Source organism: Lysobacter brunescens (genome assembly GCF_042677005.1).
Classification (GTDB): Bacteria; Pseudomonadota; Gammaproteobacteria; order Xanthomonadales; family Xanthomonadaceae; genus Lysobacter_I; species Lysobacter_I brunescens.
In genome coordinates this window covers 527,274-546,446 of record NZ_JBHTIF010000001.1, presented here as the reverse complement: position 1 = coordinate 546,446, position 19,173 = coordinate 527,274, and the positions used below count along the sequence as shown (strand labels likewise).

At 69.8% G+C, this 19,173-nt stretch carries 17 protein-coding genes; 4 read left to right on the top strand and 13 right to left on the bottom strand.

All coding sequences use genetic code 11. The features are described 5' to 3' along the window. Window positions 1-73: 73 nt before the first annotated feature. Window positions 74-2,458, bottom strand: coding sequence for a hypothetical protein (locus ACFQ0E_RS02340; RefSeq protein WP_386822091.1), 2,385 nt, complete (start codon window positions 2,456-2,458; stop codon window positions 74-76). 224 nt (window positions 2,459-2,682) lie between these two features. On the opposite strand from ACFQ0E_RS02340, the gene ACFQ0E_RS02335 reads away from it, so the two are divergent. Continuing rightward, window positions 2,683-3,354 carry a glycoside hydrolase family 19 protein gene (locus tag ACFQ0E_RS02335; protein WP_386822090.1) on the top strand — a complete coding sequence of 224 codons (672 nt, stop codon included), beginning with the start codon at window positions 2,683-2,685 and terminating at the stop codon, window positions 3,352-3,354. Window positions 3,355-3,511: 157 nt separating this feature from the next. Here ACFQ0E_RS02335 and ACFQ0E_RS02330 read toward each other — a convergent pair whose 3' ends face one another. From ACFQ0E_RS02330 to ACFQ0E_RS02290, 9 genes are all read right to left on the bottom strand, one after another. Further along, on the bottom strand, window positions 3,512-4,267 hold the full coding sequence (locus ACFQ0E_RS02330) for a hypothetical protein (protein WP_386822089.1): 756 nt from the start codon (window positions 4,265-4,267) through the stop codon (window positions 3,512-3,514). A gap of 167 nt (window positions 4,268-4,434) precedes the next feature. Then, entirely contained in the window at window positions 4,435-5,433 is a 999-nt protein-coding gene (locus ACFQ0E_RS02325; protein ID WP_386822088.1) for a hypothetical protein, read from the bottom strand. A 59-nt stretch (window positions 5,434-5,492) separates the two neighbouring features. Continuing rightward, window positions 5,493-8,093 carry a serine/threonine-protein kinase gene (locus ACFQ0E_RS02320; RefSeq protein WP_386822087.1) on the bottom strand — a complete coding sequence of 867 codons (2,601 nt, stop codon included), beginning with the start codon at window positions 8,091-8,093 and terminating at the stop codon, window positions 5,493-5,495. Beyond that, complete coding sequence (locus ACFQ0E_RS02315; RefSeq protein ID WP_386822086.1) at window positions 8,086-8,676, bottom strand: ECF-type sigma factor; 591 nt, start codon at window positions 8,674-8,676, stop codon at window positions 8,086-8,088. Before ACFQ0E_RS02315 ends, ACFQ0E_RS02320 begins: the two co-directional genes overlap by 8 nt. Before the next feature lie 256 nt (window positions 8,677-8,932). Further along, window positions 8,933-9,340: a GFA family protein gene (locus ACFQ0E_RS02310; RefSeq protein WP_386822085.1), complete on the bottom strand. Its 408-nt coding sequence runs from the start codon at window positions 9,338-9,340 to the stop codon at window positions 8,933-8,935. Between the two features lie 4 nt (window positions 9,341-9,344). Next, entirely contained in the window at window positions 9,345-9,998 is a 654-nt protein-coding gene (locus tag ACFQ0E_RS02305; RefSeq protein ID WP_386822084.1) for a hypothetical protein, read from the bottom strand. A gap of 166 nt (window positions 9,999-10,164) precedes the next feature. Beyond that, complete coding sequence (locus ACFQ0E_RS02300; RefSeq protein ID WP_386822083.1) at window positions 10,165-10,578, bottom strand: hypothetical protein; 414 nt, start codon at window positions 10,576-10,578, stop codon at window positions 10,165-10,167. 124 nt (window positions 10,579-10,702) lie between these two features. Next, window positions 10,703-11,413, bottom strand: a complete 711-nt coding sequence (locus tag ACFQ0E_RS02295; RefSeq protein ID WP_386822082.1) for an HAD family hydrolase — start codon at window positions 11,411-11,413, stop codon at window positions 10,703-10,705. 28 nt (window positions 11,414-11,441) lie between these two features. Next, window positions 11,442-12,332, bottom strand: a complete 891-nt coding sequence (locus tag ACFQ0E_RS02290; RefSeq protein WP_386822081.1) for a lytic transglycosylase domain-containing protein — start codon at window positions 12,330-12,332, stop codon at window positions 11,442-11,444. Between the two features lie 111 nt (window positions 12,333-12,443). Here ACFQ0E_RS02290 and ACFQ0E_RS02285 point away from each other — a divergent pair, with 111 nt between their 5' ends. Further along, window positions 12,444-13,964 (top strand): DUF389 domain-containing protein, encoded by a 1,521-nt coding sequence (locus tag ACFQ0E_RS02285; RefSeq protein ID WP_386822080.1) that lies wholly within the window; start codon window positions 12,444-12,446, stop codon window positions 13,962-13,964. Between the two features lie 16 nt (window positions 13,965-13,980). Here the strand turns inward: ACFQ0E_RS02285 and ACFQ0E_RS02280 are convergent, their stop codons facing one another. From ACFQ0E_RS02280 to ACFQ0E_RS02270, 3 genes are all read right to left on the bottom strand, one after another. Then, window positions 13,981-14,154, bottom strand: a complete 174-nt coding sequence (locus tag ACFQ0E_RS02280; RefSeq protein WP_386822079.1) for a DUF2798 domain-containing protein — start codon at window positions 14,152-14,154, stop codon at window positions 13,981-13,983. A gap of 92 nt (window positions 14,155-14,246) precedes the next feature. After that, window positions 14,247-15,299 (bottom strand): hypothetical protein, encoded by a 1,053-nt coding sequence (locus ACFQ0E_RS02275; protein WP_386822078.1) that lies wholly within the window; start codon window positions 15,297-15,299, stop codon window positions 14,247-14,249. A gap of 28 nt (window positions 15,300-15,327) precedes the next feature. Then, on the bottom strand, window positions 15,328-16,539 hold the full coding sequence (locus tag ACFQ0E_RS02270; protein ID WP_386822077.1) for a cation:proton antiporter: 1,212 nt from the start codon (window positions 16,537-16,539) through the stop codon (window positions 15,328-15,330). A 213-nt stretch (window positions 16,540-16,752) separates the two neighbouring features. Between ACFQ0E_RS02270 and mltB the strand changes: the two genes are divergently transcribed. Continuing rightward, window positions 16,753-17,925 carry a lytic murein transglycosylase B gene (mltB, locus tag ACFQ0E_RS02265; protein WP_386822076.1) on the top strand — a complete coding sequence of 391 codons (1,173 nt, stop codon included), beginning with the start codon at window positions 16,753-16,755 and terminating at the stop codon, window positions 17,923-17,925. Continuing rightward, window positions 17,922-19,148 (top strand): septal ring lytic transglycosylase RlpA family protein, encoded by a 1,227-nt coding sequence (locus tag ACFQ0E_RS02260; RefSeq protein WP_386822075.1) that lies wholly within the window; start codon window positions 17,922-17,924, stop codon window positions 19,146-19,148. Before mltB ends, ACFQ0E_RS02260 begins: the two co-directional genes overlap by 4 nt. The last annotated feature ends 25 nt before the right edge of the window (window positions 19,149-19,173 follow it).

The following is a 19,173-nucleotide window of genomic DNA, read 5'->3' as shown; positions in this document are numbered from 1 at the left end:
GCGATCGGTGGGGGAAGTCCTGCCAGGAACGCGTGCGACCGAAGGCGTGTGCCGACGGCGCTGGTCCGCTGGCTCAGGGCATGGGGGCGAACAGCACCGCGAGGTCGGATTCGCGCCATTGCGGATCCGTGCGCTGCGGACCGGACACCGGAATCAGCGTTTGCCGGAAGCGATAGCGGCCTTCGGTATCGCGTCGCAGCAGGATGTCCATCAGCGGCACCGGCACCTGCACGGTCTGTTCGATCTGCGTCGCGCTCAGGCGCACCGATCGATTGCCGGCGAACTCGATGATGATCATGCGCAGCGCGCTGCCCGGCGTGCCGTCGCCGGCCAGCACCGACGGGTCGGTCATCACCGTGATCTCGCGCAGCGTGTCCTGTTCGATGCTGTTGTCGAAGGTCTGAGCGAACACCTGTTCCGGATCGGGCAGCGCAACGATCGCCGACGTGTCGAAGATCGCATCGGTCGCTCCCTGCGCATCGTCCGGCCACGGCGCGTCCGGCAGGACTTCGATCAGCAGCTCGCCATCGGCGTCCATGCGCAGGGGTTGCGAGAGGTCGATGCCGCGCACGCTCGCGGGCAGCATCGTCGCGCCCCGTGCGAGCCATGCAGGCAGTGCGGAAATGGACAGTGCGCCCTCGGTGAGATTGCGCAGGCGGACCGACATGCCGCCAGTGGCGGGATCGGGCGTCTCGACGTACTCGAAGAGTTCGCCCTGCATGCGGCAGACATCGATCTCCACCGGGATCAGCGCATCGCCACCCATGCCCGTGGACACCGCGACGCTGCCGCGCAGCAGCGTACCGGGTTGTTCCGAAGTCAATGCGGCGAACACGTCCTGGAACGCATCCATCGCGAATCGGTCGCTGAGCTGGAATCCGTTGGCCAGGTCGACCGGGATGTCCAGCGTGACCTGCTGCATGCGTCCGCCGCGTGGCAGTCCCAGGCGCAGCACCGAGCGTGCGAGCAGTGGTTCGAGCGTGATCGGGCGCGGTGCGACGCCGGTCGCGGGGATCTTCGCGGCCAGCGCGGTGCGCGCGGCCAGCAGGCGCTTGCCGTCGGTGACCGGCTGCACATCGGCGATCAGTTCCACTTCCGTCGCGTCCTCGCTTTCTCCCTGATCGACCACGAACGCGAGCGCCGGGCGGAACGGCGCCGTGCTGGTGCGCGCGAGGCGGAAGACATCGGGCAGGTACCAGAACCGCGACGGGTCGGACACGCTCTGGAAGTAGGCATGGTTGCGTGCCGCCTGCCCCGGCGCCGTCCACGCCACCGTGTGCAGGGTCAGCGCGCTGCCGGCCGCGGCATCGGGCGCACCGCTGGGATAGATGTAGGGATGCAGGTTGCGATCGAACCACAGCGGGATCGCGATGGGCTGATGCTGCGGCGCCTGCCGGTACAGCGGCTTCGCGATGACGGCCGGCGGCAGTTCGATGCGGGGACGTTCGCGGATCAGCGGACGTGCATGCAGGGTGGGGGTGGCGCGGATCGACGCGATGTCGAGGCGCCGCATGCGCGTCGCCGCGAGCGCGCCATCGGCCGGCACGGCATTCGCAAGCCTGCCTTCCGCAAGCCTGCCCTCGGCAAGCACGCCCTCGGCAAGCGGGGACACCGGACGTGGATCGACCGGCGTCACGCGTCCACGCGGAATCGGCTTGCGCAGGTGCGGAAAGGGCCGATCCGGTTCGATCCGATCGACCGGTATCGACGTGCCCGGATCCACGGGCGTGGCGTCGGCCGGGGCCTCTTCGCCGGTCGGTACCGCGACAGTGTATTGCCGCGCCACGTCGAGCGTCGTCTTCGACTCCCGGGTCATGAATGCGCCGAGGACATCGTCGCGGTCGGCAAGCGGCAGCCGCAGGATCGCCACCGGTCCGCCCGCGTCCTCGACGATCTCGTCGACGGCCAGCCGTCGCTCCACCGTAGTGCCTGGCAGCATGAAGCGCAGCGTGGCCGCGATGGTGTGCGGCAGGCGCGCGGCGGTCTGCGCCGCTGTCGCGATTTCCGGTGCGGGATAGCGTTCCAGCCCGAGGCTCAGCACCCAGCGACCGTCCGCGTCCGCGACCACGCCCACCTGATAGCGACCCTGCGTCGCGGCGCGCAGTCGATAGCGCGGCAGCCAGTAGCGCGTGGCGCCGTCGGCCGATTCGAACAGCTGCGTGTCGTCCGGCTGCGCGGTCGCGGCGATGGGATGCGACGACGACTCGCGCGGGAAGCTGGTCGCGACCTGGAACAGGTCCGGCCGCATCAGCTCGAGCTTCGGGCGAATGCGAAGCAGTTCGGCTCTTGCGGGCTGGATGGACAACGGCTGCGCATGCAGCGCAACCGCGCTGATCGTTGCGGTGGACGCCACCGTGGCCGCATCGGGCGTCGCCGGCGGCGCGACCACCGCCTCGGCGACGCGAAGGTGCGGCGCCAGCACCACGTGCTGGAGTTCGAAGAGTCGTCCGTTGGGCATGCCGTGTCTCCGTGGGCACGCGGTGCGTCCGCACCGCAGGTTTTCCATGTCGGCAGTACGCTTGGGTCCGCCGGTCCGCTTTCACTGCAACGCGTCGCGATGTCGCGAGCGGCCACCCTGCGACGAGCCGAACGCATTCCGACGAACGGTCGGGCCGGCGTGTCCGTCGCCGCGACGCATTCGCGTCACAACCTGAACAGGCAGTCGCACAGGGAGCAGCGCGCATGGCGTTCGTAGTGACAGCGGAACATCTGGCCAGCATCGCGGGCGCATCGACGCGCTGGATGCCCGAGCTGGCGCAGTGGATGAATCACTATTGCCCGCAGTACGAGATCGACACCGCGCAGGAGTACGCGCATTTCCTCGCGCAGGCCTGCCACGAGACCGATCATTTCCGCGTGTTGCGCGAATACGCGTCGGGCAAGGCCTACGAGGGGCGCGCCGATCTGGGCAACACGCGCCCGGGCGATGGGCCGCGCTTTAAGGGCCGCGGCATCTTCCAGACCACCGGACGCGCCAATTACCTGCAGCTGGGCATCCGCAGCGGTCGTCGCGACCAGTTCATCAATGCGCCGGAGCTGCTCGAAACGCCGCAGTACGCGGTGTGGAGCGCATGCGAGTACTGGCGCACGCGCAATCTCAACGACCCGGCGAACCATCCCGACACGAGCAAGCTCTCGAAGAAGTACCGGGGCAAGGTGATCCAGGTGTCGCCGGTGGAATACATCGGCATCACCATCAACGGCGGCTACAACGGCATGGCGGAGCGCAAGAAGTTCTATGCGCTGGCGCGGAAGCTGCTCAAGGATCCGCCGCCGCCGCCCGCGCCCCCGGTGCCGGCCCCCAAGCCTGCGGAACCGAAGCGCGGACGCCTGCGTCGCCTGTTCGATCGTTGATGGCAGGGACGTGCTGCTGCATCGTCGTGATGATGCCGGGCGAGAGGGGCAGTGCATCGCCTCTCAGGACGGAACGACGCATGCGCACGGATCCCGGCATCGTCAAAAAAGACACCCGGCGCGCTTCCGTGCGCGCTGGGTGTCCTGCCGAGGACGGTTACTGGAGGTTGGCGGAGATGCCGACGTAGCCGAGGCAGTCGCCTTCGCCTTCCACGCCGGAGAAGGCTTCGAGGTTGTGGGAAAAATCCGGGCCGCTGTAGACGTATCCCGAGCTGACGTTCGGATAGTTGCCGAACGAGAATTTCTGGGCGATGACGTTGGTGTTGCGGTTCCAGGCGACGGCATGCGCGGAAAGCGAGCCCGATCCGAACGGTACGCCGGGGGGCGCGGACACACTGCCGTTGGCGCTGGCGGCTGCACGCGCGTAGTAGGGGTTGAGCCCGCCGCCACCGTTGCTCATGTAGTACTCGGCGGTCGCGCTGACGTAGGCCGTTCCGCTGTACCAGATGGTCTGACGGGTCGACCAGTTGAAGTAGCTGCATTGGATGGCGCCGAGCTGACTTGCTCGGGTGGTGGCGTTCGAACGCTGGCGTTCGAATCGCTCGGCGGTCCGCTGCAGCCGCTTCACCTGCGACTGGAGCACTGATCGTTCGCGACCGCTGGCGGGCACGCGGGCGCGCAGGGCGGCCAGGTCATAGGCCAGGCCGGATTCGCCGAGCGTGATGGTCCTGCCGGCGAGAGCGCCCTTCGTCACCAGGTATACGCCTGCGTCGATGCGTTCGACGCTATCGGCGTAATCGCGTGCGAACTGGTCTTCGCTTTCGATCCGGAAGCCGTCGGACCTGGGGGTCTCGGCAGTGGCGTGGCCTGCGAACAGCAGGGCTGCGGCGGCGATGTAAAGCGTGCGATGCATGGGTGTCGGATTCCTTGTCTGCGATGCGGCGGCTGGGCCGGTGGAAACCGGCCCGATCGCGCTTCGATGGGCCGGTTTCCTTCATCAGCGGGAATCGCACGGAAACAGGATCATCGCGTCGTGCATCGCATGGTGGCGGCATCGAGTCCGTCCGCGATCGGCGCGCATCACTCGTTCATCATCACGCTCAGCGTTTCCTCCGTCGTGTGCACGGCAGGCGTGAGCACGGACGTCGGGATCGACGGGCTGTGGTAGTTCAGCAGGCCGAACTGCATGCTCTCGGCCCACTGCTCGGGCAGCTCGGCGCGATACAGCACGACGCCGCCGGGGCCGAGGATCTCGAACGCCGAGTCGACGGGATTGACGATGCTGCTGGATCCCTTGTCGCCGATGCCGATGATCCCGATGTCGTCCGTGCCGCCTTGCGGGAGGCTCATGATCTGCAGGTCGTCGCCCGGCGGATCGATCGTGTCGTCATTGTCAGGCAAGCGGTTGCGCTGATGCCACTGCAGCGCCATCGGGATTCTCGCCTCGGGCTGATCCAGCGTGAGGCTCGCCACGACCTGTTGGGTCGAATGGCCCGAATCGGGATCGGGCCGTCGGACTTCGATGACTTCGGCCACGGTCGGCGTGCCCCGATCGGTGCTTTGCCGCAGGCGCAGGCGATACAACGTGGACGGGAGGTTCTTGCCCGTGTCCGGCCAGCCGTTCCAGCGGAACTCGAACTGGATGATGTCCACCCAGTCGCCACCGGCAGGCAGCGGCTGTTTGTCGATCTTGAAATCCAGCCGGTAGGTCAGTGCGGTATTCAGCGGCGCGCTGCGCAGGTCGGGCAGGCCGAGCATGCCGAAGCCCGCGCGTCTGGCGTACGGTGGCTGGATCCCCAGCCCCGGTTCCGTACTGGTGGGACCCGGGAACTCGATGCTGCTGTCGCCCGTCCGGCAGTTGCCGGTGCCGGGCAATTCATTCGAATGCCGCTGCAGTGCCACGAGAACGTCCGCATCGCCGACGAAGCTGGTGGAGACGCTGAGGTGCGGCACGGCGTTGCCGTCCGGCAGGGACAGCACCGGGTCGACGTCGACTGGCTCACGCGGGCAGGGCGGATGGGCGAATGCGACGGGGGCGCACAGCGAGAGCAGGGCAAGGGACAGGGTGCGTCTGGACATGGTCTGGGTGTGTCGGAGGTTGGTGTGTCTGTACGAGCGGAAATCCGATCCGGGGAGGATCAGGGCGTCCGCACGGGCGCAGGGACGGGGGCAGCGATGGTCGGTGCGGGGGAAGCGAAGCGACGCATCGCGGCGGCCTGCTTGTCCGGGATCGCCTGGCCCAGTCGTGTCCACATTCGCTGGATGGCGACGATTTCGGCCATGGCCCGGTCGTGCAGCCCCTGCGCCGCCGCCGCTTCGGCCAGCGCCAGCCTGAGGTTGCCGAGCCGGGTGGCGTCCGACGCGTCCTCGGGCAGTTCCGGCGGATTGGACAAGGCCTCCAGGCATCTCGCATGGCGTCCCAGCGCATTGAGGGCCCGCGCCCATGCAACTTCGAAGCGCAGGACATCGGCATGGCCCCGTCCCTTGAGCCGGCGCCCGATCTCCACGGCTCTCGCAAAGTAGGGTTCGGCCCGGACAATGTCGTTGCGGTACTTCCCCAGGAAATGCCCGGTGTTGAATTCCGCATGCGCGCGTTCCGTCGACACCAGCGGCAGCTTGGCGCGATGGATCGCGTAGGCCTTGGCGACCAGGGCGTCCTGTTCGGCGCGGTCGTCGGTCGTGTCCACCATGTATTCGTAGGCCTTCGCCGCTTCCAGCGATTCCTCGCCGTACAGCCGGACCGCCGTGTCCCGCCAGCGCAGGATGGCGGCCGTGAGCGACGCATCGGCGCGGCTGTCGCTCTCCCGTTCGCGCACGAGCAGGCGCAGCGCGCGGACCTGCAGCGCGGGCGTGAAACCGTCGAGCGGCTCGCCCGCGATCCGCGCGCAGATGCGCCGGCTGTCCTCGATGCGGTTCGCGCTCAGCAGCGCATTGCCCAGGTCCACGCGCAGCTGCAGGGATTGTTCCGGCGACAGGGTCGCCCCGTGGTCGCGCTGCGCCGCTTCCAGGGTCCGCGCCGCCGCGCCGAACTGCGAGCGACGCTCATGCAGGCGTGCGCGCAGGCTGGCCGCCTCCACGCGCATCCACGGTGTCGTGGCGATGGCCTCCAGCTGCGACAGGGCGCGGTCCAGCTCGGGGCCGTCCGTGTCCAGGCGGATGTGGTGACCGAGCGACAGCCGCCGGGCACGCCAGCGCGCATCGGGGTCTGTGGTCGCCAGTCGTTCGATCACCGTGTCGTAGCGGCGCAGCAGGTCTTCGCTTTCGCGCAGCAGGCCCATGCCCGCGTAGCTTTCCGCCAGCAGCAGCGCCAGTTCGGCCTGCACGTCCTGCTGGCTTTCGAGTCCGTCCAGGCGTCGCCGGCCGCGTTCGATCAGCTCGCGCGCGAGCAGGTCGCCGCGCGTGGCTCGTCCCGGATCGGCTTCCTCGAAGGTGTCGCGCATGAACGCGGCGACCGTGCGCGCCCGGTCGCGGTCGACCTCGGACTGCCGCCGCGCGGCCTCGGCGGCATCGCGCTCCCTGCGCAGCGCGTCGGCCTGCCACAGGGTCACGCCGAGTGCGACCAGCAGGCCCGCGAACGCGGTCGTCGCGAGGGCGACGGTCAGCCGGTGCCGCTGCAGGAACTTGCGCGCGCGGTACAGCCGGTCGCCGCGCGCGATCGAGATCGGATGGCCGCCGAGCCAGGCGCGCAGGTCGCGGGCGAGTTCGCCGACTTCGGCGTAGCGCTCGGCAGCATCCTTGCGCAGGCACTGCGCGACGATCGCATCGAGGTCGCCGCGCAGCGCGGCCGCAGGCACCGGCGCGCGTCCCGGCGCCAGGCCCGCGACAACATCGCTCATCCGCGGCGGCACCAGTTCCAGGATCGCGCGCTGCAGCTCGACCGGCGAACGCTTCGGCTGCTCGAAGGGCAGCCGGCCGCACAGCAGCTGGTGCAGCATCGCCCCGAGCGCGTAGACATCCGCGCCGACCGCGACCCGTTCGCCGCGCACCTGCTCCGGGGCGGCGGTCATCGGCGAGAAGAACGCGTCCTGCGCCAGCGTCTGGCCGTCGGCGTTCGGCACCAGCGAGCGGGCGATGCCGAAATCCAGCAGCTTCAGGTGGCCGCTGTCGTCCACCAGCACGTTGCTGTCCTTCAGGTCGCGGTGCACCACGAGGTTGCGGTGCGCGTACTGCACGGCGTCGCACAGCTGCAGGAACAGCGCGATGCGTTCGCGCAGGCTGCTGTTGCGCTGCGCGCACCAGGCGCACAGCGTGTCGCCGGGCACGTACTCCATCGCCAGCCACGGTGTGCCGTCGGGCAGTTCGCCGCCGTCGAGGATGGTGCAGATGTTGGGATGTCGCAGCTGCGCCAGCAGCGCGCGTTCGCGCGCGAACCGCTCGCGGCCGGCCTCGTCGCCGACGAAACGCGGCATGAGTTTCAGGGCGACGCGCTGCGCGAATCCGCTGCGCCGTTCGGCCAGGTAGACCACGCCCATGCCGCCGCGGCCGATCCGTTCGACCAGACGGAACGCGCCGATGTCGCTGATCCCGTCCACGGGGTCGGGCAGTTCCTGCGGGCGCACGCTGCGCGCGGTGTGCGCGGCGTAGGCATCGTCGATGGCCAGCAGCCTGCGCAGCCGCGCGGCCATCGCCGGTTCGCGCGCGGCCATCGCCGCCAGCGCGCGCGCCTGCGCGTCGCGCGTCAGTTCGCAGAGGTCTTCGAACAGCTGGCCTTCGTCGATGCCGCGTCCCTGCTCAGCCATCCCCGACCGGCTCCACCCCGAAGTGATCGATCAGCCAGGCGCGTGCGTAGCGGTAGTGGCGGACCACCGTCGCCCGGGACAGGTCCATCGCCTCGGCGATCTGTTCGTTGGTCAGGCCGGCGAAGAATTTCAGTTCCACCACCTGCGCGGCGGCTTCGTGGTGTTTCGACAGTTCGGTCAGCGCCGCATCCACCGCGATCCAATCCACGGTGTCGTTCAGCGGCGCAGCGGCTTCGTGCTCGATCTGCTCCAGCTTCTCGAACGGCAGGCCGCTGCCGCGTTTCTCGGCGCTGCGCCGGCGCAGGTAGTCGACCACGATGTTGCGCACGATCCGCGCTGCCAGCGCGTAGAAATGCTCGCGGTTGTTGAAGCGCCCGGGGAAGTCGTGCATCAGCGCGATCCACGCATCCTGGGCCAGGTCCGACGCCTGCAGGGTCAGGCCGCTGCGCCCGTGCAGCTGCAGCGCGGCGAGGCGTTCCAGGCGCGGCCACAGTTCTGTCGCCAACGCCTCCAGGGCCGGCTTGTCGGCAGCCTCGCGCCGGTTGATCAGCTCGGTCAGATTGGCGGGCGGTACCACGGACATGACGATGGACTCCGGTCGCAACGCCGTGTCCGTATCGGCGGAAGCGCGGCAATGGCGTGCGACCCCCTTCCCTGGAGCGCGTCCACCCGGGCCAGCCCGGGCGCGTCGCGATCATAGCGCGCGCCCCGGCCGGGGTTTCCCGTGCCGATCGGCACGGGCGGGGCGCGGATCGAAACGCCCCGGGGGTCTGGCCGGGGTTGCCGGAGATGTCGATGGCGCCTGGTGTCTGCGGCCCTGGATTCCGGGCGCCGCGACCTCAGTCCCGCGACAGGTGCGCCAGAGCGACCGTGGCGGCTTCGCGGTCACCGTCGTCGAAGGGCTGGACCCGGACGGCGCGTGCCGGGTCCGGATCGAGGCAGCGCACGTTGACGCTGAAGCCGTCGGGATGGCTGCGTGGGACGTAGAAGGATTTCACGCCGCAATGGCGGCAGAAGAGGTGTCGCGCGGTGCCGGTGTTGAAGCGATAGTCGGTGAGCGCGTCTTCGCCCGAGACCAGCCGGAAGCGGGAGGCGGGGACGATCAGGTGGAGGAAGCCGGTCATCCGGCAGATCGAGCAGTTGCAGTCGAGCGCATCGAGGTCGGCCGGTGCGTCGACCTCGAAACGGACACGGCGGCAATGACAGCCGCCGTGGTGGGTGATGCGTGACGCCGGGGCGTCGGTCATCGGCTCAGTCCTTGCCTTTGCCCTTGCCGTTGCCTTTGCCTTTGCCCTGTCCCTTGCCGCCGCCATGACCGGGACCGTGGTCGCTGCCCCGGCCCTTGCCGCCATGGCCCGGGCCGTGGTCGGGGCCATGATTCGGGCCATGACTGGGGCCGCCCGAGTGGTGCTTCGGCCCCTTGCCGCGTCCGGGGAAGTCGCGTTCGAGCTGGGTGTCGAGGCTGATCGGCCGGCCCCAGCGGTCGTAGCTCGGCACCATGCCGCGTTTGAGGCGGTGGAATTCGGCCGAGCCGGGCTTGATGCCCATGCGCTTGGCGATCGCTCCCCAGCCCTGGCCATGGTCGCGTTCCCAGATGTCGACGACGTAGCGGCACGGCCGGCCGACCAGCTTGGCCAGGGCGCAGGCGAAGTAGACGTCGCCCGGCGCCCAGCGGCGGCGCGTGAGCAGGTCGACCACCAGTTCGCGCGGTGCGCTGTGGTGACGGACCAGTTCATCGATGAAGGGATCGCGGTAGCGACTGCCGTAGCGGTTCATGTCGCCCAGCCAGGTGTCCACCCAGACGTCGCCGCTGCGCGGGTTCCAGCCGATGCTGAAGTCCTGGGCGTGGGCGGTGCCGGCGGCGAGGCCGAGCGCGAGCAGCGAGGTGGCGATCAGGCGGCGCATGGCGGTGGACTCCGGAGGCTCGGGAGGGGCATCTTCCGGCGCATGCCTGCCCGCGTCCAGCCACGGTGTCGCAGTTTGCGGACGGGCATGTCGCATGCCGGAAAGACGAACGCCGCGCGGGGCGCGGCGTTCGGAGGTGGCGGGAGACTGTCTGCGCAGGAAAGGATCAGTGGCGATCGCGCCAGTGACGGCGATCATCGCGGCGGTCGTAGCGCGGATCGTAGTACTCGACCCGGCAGCGACCGCGGCTGTCGCAGACCTGGCGGCTGTAGCGATGGTCGCGGTTGCGGTGGTAGCCATAGGCGTTGCCGTACGGCGGGCCGTCGTGGCGGTAACCACGCGGCACCTGGCGGTAGTAGACCGGGCGACCCCGGCGGTCGCGTTCGACGATGAGGCGGTCGTTGTAGCCGTAGCCGCCGTGGCGGTAGTACGGATGCCCCGAGCGGAACACGATGTCCGGCAGGTCGACGATGACGCGGATCAGATCGTCGCGGGCTTCGGCCGGGGCGGGAATCAGGACGCCGGCGCCGAGGGCGGCGGCGAGGGCGACGGGGGCAATCCAGCGGGCGAGGATCGTCATTTCGGTTCTCCAGCGTGTCGCGGGACGGTGCGACGTGGGGCAGACGATGCCGCCGCGCGCGTGAACCGTTTTTTAATTCTTGCCGGTCGGCGGCAAGCGCCCCGATCCCGTTCAGCTTCCACGTTCAGCCGGCCGCCAGCGCCCGGATCGCCGCAGGCAGTTCCGCGGGGCCGTCGACCGTGCGGATGCGGTCGGGTGCGATCGGCGGCGCGGTCTCGTTCTCGTGCGCCCAGGTCACGTGGTAGGGCATGTGCACGCCGCAGCCGCCCAGCGCGACCACCGGCACGATGTCCGAACGCAGCGAATTGCCGACCATCGCGAACTGCTCGGGCGCGATGTCGAATTCGCGCATCAGCCGCGCGTACGTGGCCTCGTCCTTCTCGCTGACGATCTCGATGCGCCGGAACAGGTCGGACAGCCCGGAGTCGCGCACCTTGGCTTCCTGGTGGAACAGGTCGCCCTTGGTGATCAGCACCACCGGCCAGTCGCGGGCGATGTCCTCGACCGCGTCGCGGATGCCCGGCAGCAGTTCGACCGGATGCTGCAGCACCGATTTGCCGATCTCGACGATGCGGTGGATGTCGGCGGCGCCGATGCGCGCGTCCGTAATGTCGATCGCGGCCTCGATCATCGACAACGTCATGCCCTTGGCGCCGTAGCCGAACAGCGCGATGTTGCGTTTCTCGACCGCGTACAGCCGGTCGTGCGCATCGTCGAGGTCGACGTAGGTGCCGACGATGCGTTCGAATTCGACCTGCGCGTCGCGAAAATAATCCTCGCTGCGCCAGAGCGTGTCGTCGGCGTCGAAGCCGACCATCCTGAAATCGCGTGTCATGCGAGGAGTATGCCGCATGGCTGCGGACTCACGCAGGTTTTGCGGTCGGGGCGGGCGTCTTCACCGGTGCGTTCTGCGACGCCTTCGACGGAACCTGCGCGGGCGGCTGCGCAGGATCAGGGCGCGCCACCGCGTCGGCCGGGCGCTGCGGCGGTGGCGAGAGCGCGGCCTTGTACGCGTGGTACAGCGCCTGCACCTTCTCCAGGTAGGCCTTGGTTTCCGCGTACGGCGGCACGCCGTCGTAGCGCGACACCACGCCGGGCCCGGCGTTGTAGGCGGCGATGGCCAGCGTCACATCGCCCTTGAAGCGCTTCAGCAGCGCGGTGAAATAGCGCGCGCCGGCGTCGATCGATTCAGCCGGTGAGAACGGATCGACGACACCCAGTTCCTTTGCGGTGTCGGGCATCAGCTGCATCACGCCCTGCGCGCCCTTGGGCGAAACCGCCTTCTCGTCGAACAGGCTTTCTGCGTGCGCGATTGCGCGCAGCCAGGCGTCCTCGACCTTGTGCTTCTTCGCGGCGGCCTTGAACAGGCGCGGGTGGCGGTCGAGCTGCGGCTTGCCGACCCGGCCCAGGCCCTCGTGCGCAGGCTCGCCCGGCGGCGTGGCCACGGTGAAGCGCAGGAACACCCGCGAGCCGGGCAGGTTGCGCGTGCCGTAGACCAGTTTGCCGTCCTGCTCGCGCTCGTAGAGCGTGCCGCTGAACACGCCCATCTCGCCCCACAGGTTCGGCGTCTGCACGGCGTTGTCGTCGATCTGCTTCGCTTCGCACTTCGAGCCAGGTTCCGGCGCGGTCGACAGGCTGACCGTGTTGTTGCGCACGCAGCGGTAGACCGTGCGCGCCTCGGCGGGCGCGCAGGCGAGCGCCGCGCAGAGCGCGAGGGTCGAGGCGGTGGGGATGGTGGCGGTCGGGCGGGGCATGGCCGGGGGATTCTATCGGGCGGCCACCGGATCAGCCGCATGCCGTCGGCATGCGGCGATCGCAGGCAGGCTCTAAGATCGACGGGACGACGAGGATCCAGGGGGGCTACGATGATCGACATGGCGGCGATAGGGCGCAGGATCGGCCTGTGGCGGATCCGCGGGCAGCATATCGACCGTGCGGCAGTGCTGGCCCACATCGAGGACGGTGCGCGCCTGGATGCGCGCTACGCGCTGATGGTCACCCTGGCCTGCGGCATCGCCCTGCTGGGCCTGCTGCAGAACTCGGTGGCGGTGATCATCGGCGCGATGCTGATCTCGCCGCTGATGGGGCCGATCATCGCATTGGGCATGTCGCTGGCCACGTTCGATTTCATCAGCATGCGGCGCGCGCTGAAGACGCTGGCGACCGGCGTCGCCCTGGCGCTGGCGATCGCGATCGGCATCGTGCTGGTGTCGCCGCTGCAGGAGGCCACGCCGGAGATCCTCGGCCGCACCGAGCCGACCCTGTTCGACCTGCTGGTCGCGGTGCTGTCCGGCATCGCCGGGGCCTACGCGACGATCACCCGCAAGGGCGAGACCATCGTCGGCGTGGCGATCGCGACGGCGCTGATGCCACCGCTGGCGGTGGTCGGCTTCGGCATCGCCACGGGCAACGGCGGCATCGCCGGAGGCGCCGCCTTCCTGTTCATGACCAACCTGCTGGCGATCGCGTTCTCGGCGACGATCGTGGCGCGCTGGTACCGCTTCGGCACGGCCGATTCGCCTAAGCAGTCGGCCTGGCAGGCGGGCCTGATCGTCGCCGGTTTCGTGCTGCTGTCCATCCCGCTGGGCCTGGCCCTGCGCGACATCGCCGCGCGCGGCGTCGCCGAGCGCACCATCCGCACCGCGCTGGACGACGCGGCGGCGGAAGCGGGCGGGCGCGTCAGCGCGCTGCGCATCGAGCGCGACGGCGAGGTCTACGCGGTCGACGCGGTCCTGCTGGCGGCGAGCCACCGTCCGGGCATGGCGAAACGGATCGAATCGCAGGTCGAAGCGGCACTGGGTCGGCCGTTGCGGCTGCAGCTGCGCGAGGTGCTGACCACCGACGACGGTGCCGTTGCCGCGCAGGCCGATTCGCTGGCGCGCCTGCGCGAGAGCGTGGCCGCGCTGCAGAACGATGCGCAGCGGCGCTCGGCGGCACGCGATGCCATGGAGGCGGTGCGTGCGAAGGCCATCGCGCATCTCGGTGCCTTCGACACGAGCGACGGCGGCCGGGTCGTACGCTGGCGCCTGCATCCGCGCGCGGGCCTGGATCTGGCGGCATCGCGCGCGCTCGAGTCGGCGATGCGTGCCGAGGCCGGCGACATCGCGATCGAGGTGATCCCGGCGCTGCAGGCATTGCCCATCGTCCCCCTGGCTGAGGACGCGATCGACGAGCAGGGCGCACTCGTCGAGGGCGCACCGGCGATTGCGACGCTGGAGTCGGTCGCCTGGGCGCTGGCGCGCTGGAACGTCACGGCGGTGCGGGTCGACGCCGCAGACCGTGCGCGCGGCGACGCGGTCGCGACCTGGCTGGGCGCGCGCGGCATCCGTGCCGAGGTGTCGGTGGTGGCCGGCGCCGGCGATGCGGTGAGCATCGGCCTGCCCTGACCGCGTCGCCTTGCGGTCAGCGCGCGCCGGCGATCAGGCGCGCGATGCGCCAGGCCAGCGGGCGGAACAGGTAGGCCGCGACGATGGCGGCGGGCAACGCGATCGCCCAGGCCTTCAGCCAGCGAAGCGCGAACGCTGCGTCGATGCCGGTATTGACTGCGGTCACCACGGCCGCGACGAAGGCGGACATGCATGCGGCCAGCACCGCCGGGAGCAGGCGTTGCGCGCGTGCGTCCGCGTCGGTGCGGCCGTTGGCGATGCTTCGGTCCGTGCCGCGCGCGCTCAACGCGTCGGCGCCGGATCGCGCGGCCAGGCGTGCGCGCTGCCGCGCAGGCGCATGCGGTTGCGGTCGTGCTCGTCGTGTTCCTTGCCGTAGCGGCTGGTCACGGTGGATTCGAGCGCTTCGACCACGCCGGTGTCGCGACGGAACAGCATCATGCCTTCCTCGCGCAGCGCCAGGTCCTTCGGCCGGCCTTCGCCGCGCGCCGTCTCCAGGCCGCCGGTGGTCAGTTCCGACACCAGGCCCCACAGCGGCGCGGGGTCGCCGGAGGTGTCGAGCGTGTGCGTCCATTCCACGCGCGCCAGCGTCGGATCCTGCTTGTCGACGGTGAAGGTGAATTCGCGGCGTGCCGGCAGCTTGCGGCCCAGCAGCGGCGATTCGATCGGCTCGGCGTCGCGGTAGCGCTTGCCGACTTCGTATTCGCCACCGGAAAACTGGGTGACGCCCTTCACGCCGCCGGTGGTCATGGCCTCGACCATTTCGTCGGTGAAGAACTTCGCCATCATCGCTTCCATGTTGCGCCGGGCGATGGCCAGGATCATCTCGCGGTCGGCGGGCGCCATGTCCGGGTCGATGCGCGCGCTGATGTCCTCCAGGCTGGTGCCGCCGAGCGGCAGCATCACCTGGCGGATCTTCGCGGCGGTCTCGTCGAGGTTGCGCAGCTTTCGGTAGCGACCGTCGGGACCGAGTTCGATCTGCACCACGAAGCCTTCGAACTGGTCGAGCAGCGGCGCCACCGCATCGGTCGTCGCGCGATCGCCCTCGACGGTCTCGATCCGGCTGTCGCGGGTGGTCCAGTGCTGCAGGATGCCGCCGGGCCCGGCCTCGACGATGCGCACTTCGCTGACGTCGCTGCTGCGCGACACGCGGATGCCGCCGTCGTCGAGTTCCCGCTCCAGCGATTCCGATTCGTAGGTCAGGGTCTGCCCGGCCTGCCAGGTCACCGGCCAGCGGATGCGTTCCTGCGCCAGCGCCGGCAATGCGGCCAGCAGCAGGGCGGCGAGCAGGGGCGTGCGCAGGCGATGGGCGGCGCGCGAGAGGGGCATGGGGGTCATGGCGTTTCCTTCGTGGGCGAGCATGGGCTCATGCATCGCGCGAGATCAGCTCGCGCATCCGTTGCAGTTTGGGCGTCACGATCGGCACGGTCAGCATCGTGCTGGCCAGCGCCATCAGCAGCAAGGCGGTGAATGTCGCGCTGGTGATGATGCCCTTGTCCAGCAGCACCGTGGCGAAGATGATCTCGATCAGCGCCTTGGTCTGCAGCAGCCAGCCGATCACCGAGGCTTCGCCGCGTTTCCAGCCCAGCAGGCGGCCGGCGAGGTGCACGCCGGCCTGCTTGCCCAGGATCTGCATCGCGAGCAGGAACCCGGCGGCCAGGAACACGACGGCGCCGCCCACTTCCCAGCTGGTGCGCAGGCCGGTGCTGAGGAAGAACACCGGCATCATCACCAGCAGCACGTTGTGGCGCAGGGTGTCGAGCTTGTCGCGGTCGAACCAGTGGTGGTCCATGACCACGCCCGCGAGAAACGCGCCGACCATGTAATGCAGGCCGCACCAGTCGGCGCCGAAGGACACCACCGCCAGCCAGATCAGCGCGATGTACCAGCGGTCGCGTTCCGGCAGGCGAGTCATGAAGCGGCGGAAGAGGAAGCAGGCCGGCACGAAGGCGGCGATGAAGATCGCCTGGCGTTCGAGGCGTGCCCAGTCCATCACCACGACCGCCAGCACCGCCCAGATCGCGATGTCGTCCAGGCTGGCGTAGCGCAGGATGCGCTGCCCCAGCGGCGTGCGCAGGATGTCCATCTTCTCCATCAGGAGCACGAGGATCGGCAGCGCGGTCACCGCGGCGGCCATGCCGATGCCGAGCACGAACTGCCAGGACTGCGCCTTCTCGCCGATCCAGCCCGGGAACTGGATCAAGGCCAGCGCGGCGAGGCTGCCGAACACCAGCGGCATGCCCAGGGCCATGCCGGCGGTGACCGCGCTCTCGCGGCGCTGCTTCCAGGCTTCGCCCAGGTCCAGCTCGATGCCGGCCAGCCACACGAACAGCATCACCGCCCACCAGGCCAGGCCGTTGAGCGACTGGATCACGTCCTTGGTGAAGACGAACTGGTAGTAGTCGGGAAAGATCGCGCCCAGCACGCCGGGGCCGAGCAGGATGCCGGTGACGATCTGCACCACCACCAGCGGCGCGAAGTAGTCGGTGCGGCCCAGGCGCCAGATCAGGTAGGGCACGCAGAAGATGATCGCCATCGCGATCAGGTACAGCTCGGTGGTGGGGATGGCGTTCGGCATCGGTGCGGGTGGGCGGAGTGGCCGCACAGGATAGCCGTCGCAGGTGCGGCGCGGCGTCGCTCGTCCGGCCTCGCGCGCGGCCGTGACCCGGCCTGGTCGAGGCTGAATCCGCTCCGCCCGGCGGTCGCCGGCCCATCGGCGTGTCCGTGCGCCCGTGCTACCCTCTCGGCGTTGACCCGCCGGATGAGGCGTAACCCATTGATTCGTAGTGCCATGCCCCGTCTCGTGACGACCGTGCTGGCGTCGACGCTGGCAGCCTCGCTCGCCGGCTGCGCGACCCAGACGCCCCCGCCCAAGCCCGCCGCCACGGTGGTCGCGCCCGAACCGGCCCCGGTCGTGGTGTCGCCCCTGCTGCCCAAGGTCCCGCAGCCGCCGGAGCGCCCGGTGGCGCCGCCCGAGGTCACCGACCCGGCCATCCCGCGCGAACAGCGCATCGCCGCCTTCGTCGACTACACCGCGCGTACCTACGGCGTTGCGCCGCAGCAGGTCCGCGACGTGCTGGCGCAGGCCGAATACAAGCAGAGCATCATCGACGCCATCACCCGCCCGGCCGAGGCGGTGAAACCCTGGCGCGACTATCGCCTCATCTTCATGACCCCGGCCCGCATCAATGGCGGGCGCGACTTCTACCTGGCCAACCGCGAGGCGCTCGACCGCGTCTCCGCCGAGACCGGCGTGCCGGCCGAGTACATCGTCGCGATCATCGGCGTGGAGACCAGCTACGGCCGGATCACCGGCAGTTTCCGCGTCATCGACGCGCTGTACACGCTGGCCTTCGACCATCCCAAGCGCGCGCCTTTCTTCGCCGGCGAGCTGGCGCAGCTGTTCGCGCTGGTGAAAGCCGAACCGCAGCTGGACATCGTCGGCCTGAAAGGCAGCTACGCCGGCGCGATGGGCATGGGCCAGTTCATGCCGTCGAGCTACCGCCTGTGGGCGAAGGACGGCGATGCCGACGGCCGGCGCGACCTGCTGACCCACAAGCCGGACGTGTTCGCCTCGATCGCCAACTACTTCGTCATCCACGGCTGGCAGCGCGGCGGCCCGGTGGTGGCCCGCGCCGATCTCGACCCGTCCAAGGCCGAGTTCGTGCCGGAAACCGTCGACCCGGTGCATCCGCTGCCGTCGCTGGCCGAACGCGGCTATCGCCCGCGCAGCGGCGAACCGGTCGCCGAAGGCGCCACGGTGGTGAATTTCGACGGCGAGGCCGGTCGCGAATACTGGCTCGGCTACCGCAACTTCTACGTCATCACCCGCTACAACCGCTCGCCGATGTACGCCCTGGCCGTGCACCAGCTCGCCCAGGCGATCCGCGCCGGCGTGGATGGCGCCGCCATCGCTGCTCCCGCCGGCACGGATGCCGGAACAGGCCAGGGCGCCGCCCCATGAGTGCCGCGCGCCTCCTGACGGTCACCGGGCTGATGCTCGCCCTCGCCGCCTGCAGTACCGCGCCGAAGAAGTCCGCGCCTCCTCCCGCCGAGACGTCTCCGCGTCCGCACGCCTCGGCGCCGGAACGTCCCGCGCACGGGCCCAAGCGTTCGCCCTACGCCCCGGCGCAGGAAGATCCGTCCAAGCGCGGCGATTACGTCGCCGGTGGCCTGTACGCGCCGCACATCAAGGACAGCGTTCCCGACTACGTGCCCGACGTCGACGCCATCCCCGAGCCCGAGGTGAAGCGCGAGCCGCCCTCCCGTTTCGGCAACCGCACCTATTCGGTGCTCGGCAAGACCTACCGCGTGCGCGACTCGGCGCATGGCTACGTCGAGGAAGGCCACGCCTCGTACTACGGCAACAAGTTCCACGGTCGCCGCACCTCCAACCAGGAGGTCTACGACATGTACGCATTCACCGCCGCGCACAAGACGCTGCCGTTGCCCAGCTACGTGCGGGTGACCAATCTCGACAACGGCAAGTCGGTGGTGGTGCGCGTCAACGACCGCGGCCCGTTCCATGCCGGGCGCGTGATCGACCTGAGCTATGCCGCCGCCGTGAAGCTGGGCTTCGTCAAGCAGGGCACCGCGCGGGTGGAAGTGCGCGCGCTCCTGCCCGACGGCAGCGACGGCCGCGAACTGGCCGGCCGCGATGCCGGACAGGAGCGCGACGAGGCCAAGGCGTCGCCGTCGGCCGTGCCGGATACCTCGGTGCGCGCCGAGGAATTCGAGCGCTGGATGCAGGAGAAGGGCATCCGCTTCGCATCCGGCACCTCGGCCTCGGTGGCATCGGCTTCCGCGGCGCCTGCGGAGGTTGATACGCGCGTCGCCGTCGCGTCGCGCCCGGTCGGTGGCGGCCCGCTCGCCAAGGCCGAACCGGTGGTCGTCGCATCGGCCGCACCCGTGCTCGCCGCCACTGCGCCGGCCGTCGGCGCCGACGGCGTGCTGCTGCAGCTGGCTTCGTTCTCGGCGCGCGACAACGCCGAGCGCGCGCATGGACGGCTGCGCGACGCCGGCGTCGAGTCGCTGCGCATCGACCAGGGCCAGGCCAACGGCCAGCCGGTCTGGCGCCTGCGCGTCGGCCCCGTGCCGAAGGCGCGCGTCGCGGAACTTTCCGCGCGCGCGGCCGATCTCGGCTTCGATGCCGTGCACGTCGTGCCGGCGGATGCGACGCACGATTGATACCGGCTGGCCGCATCGCGCTGAT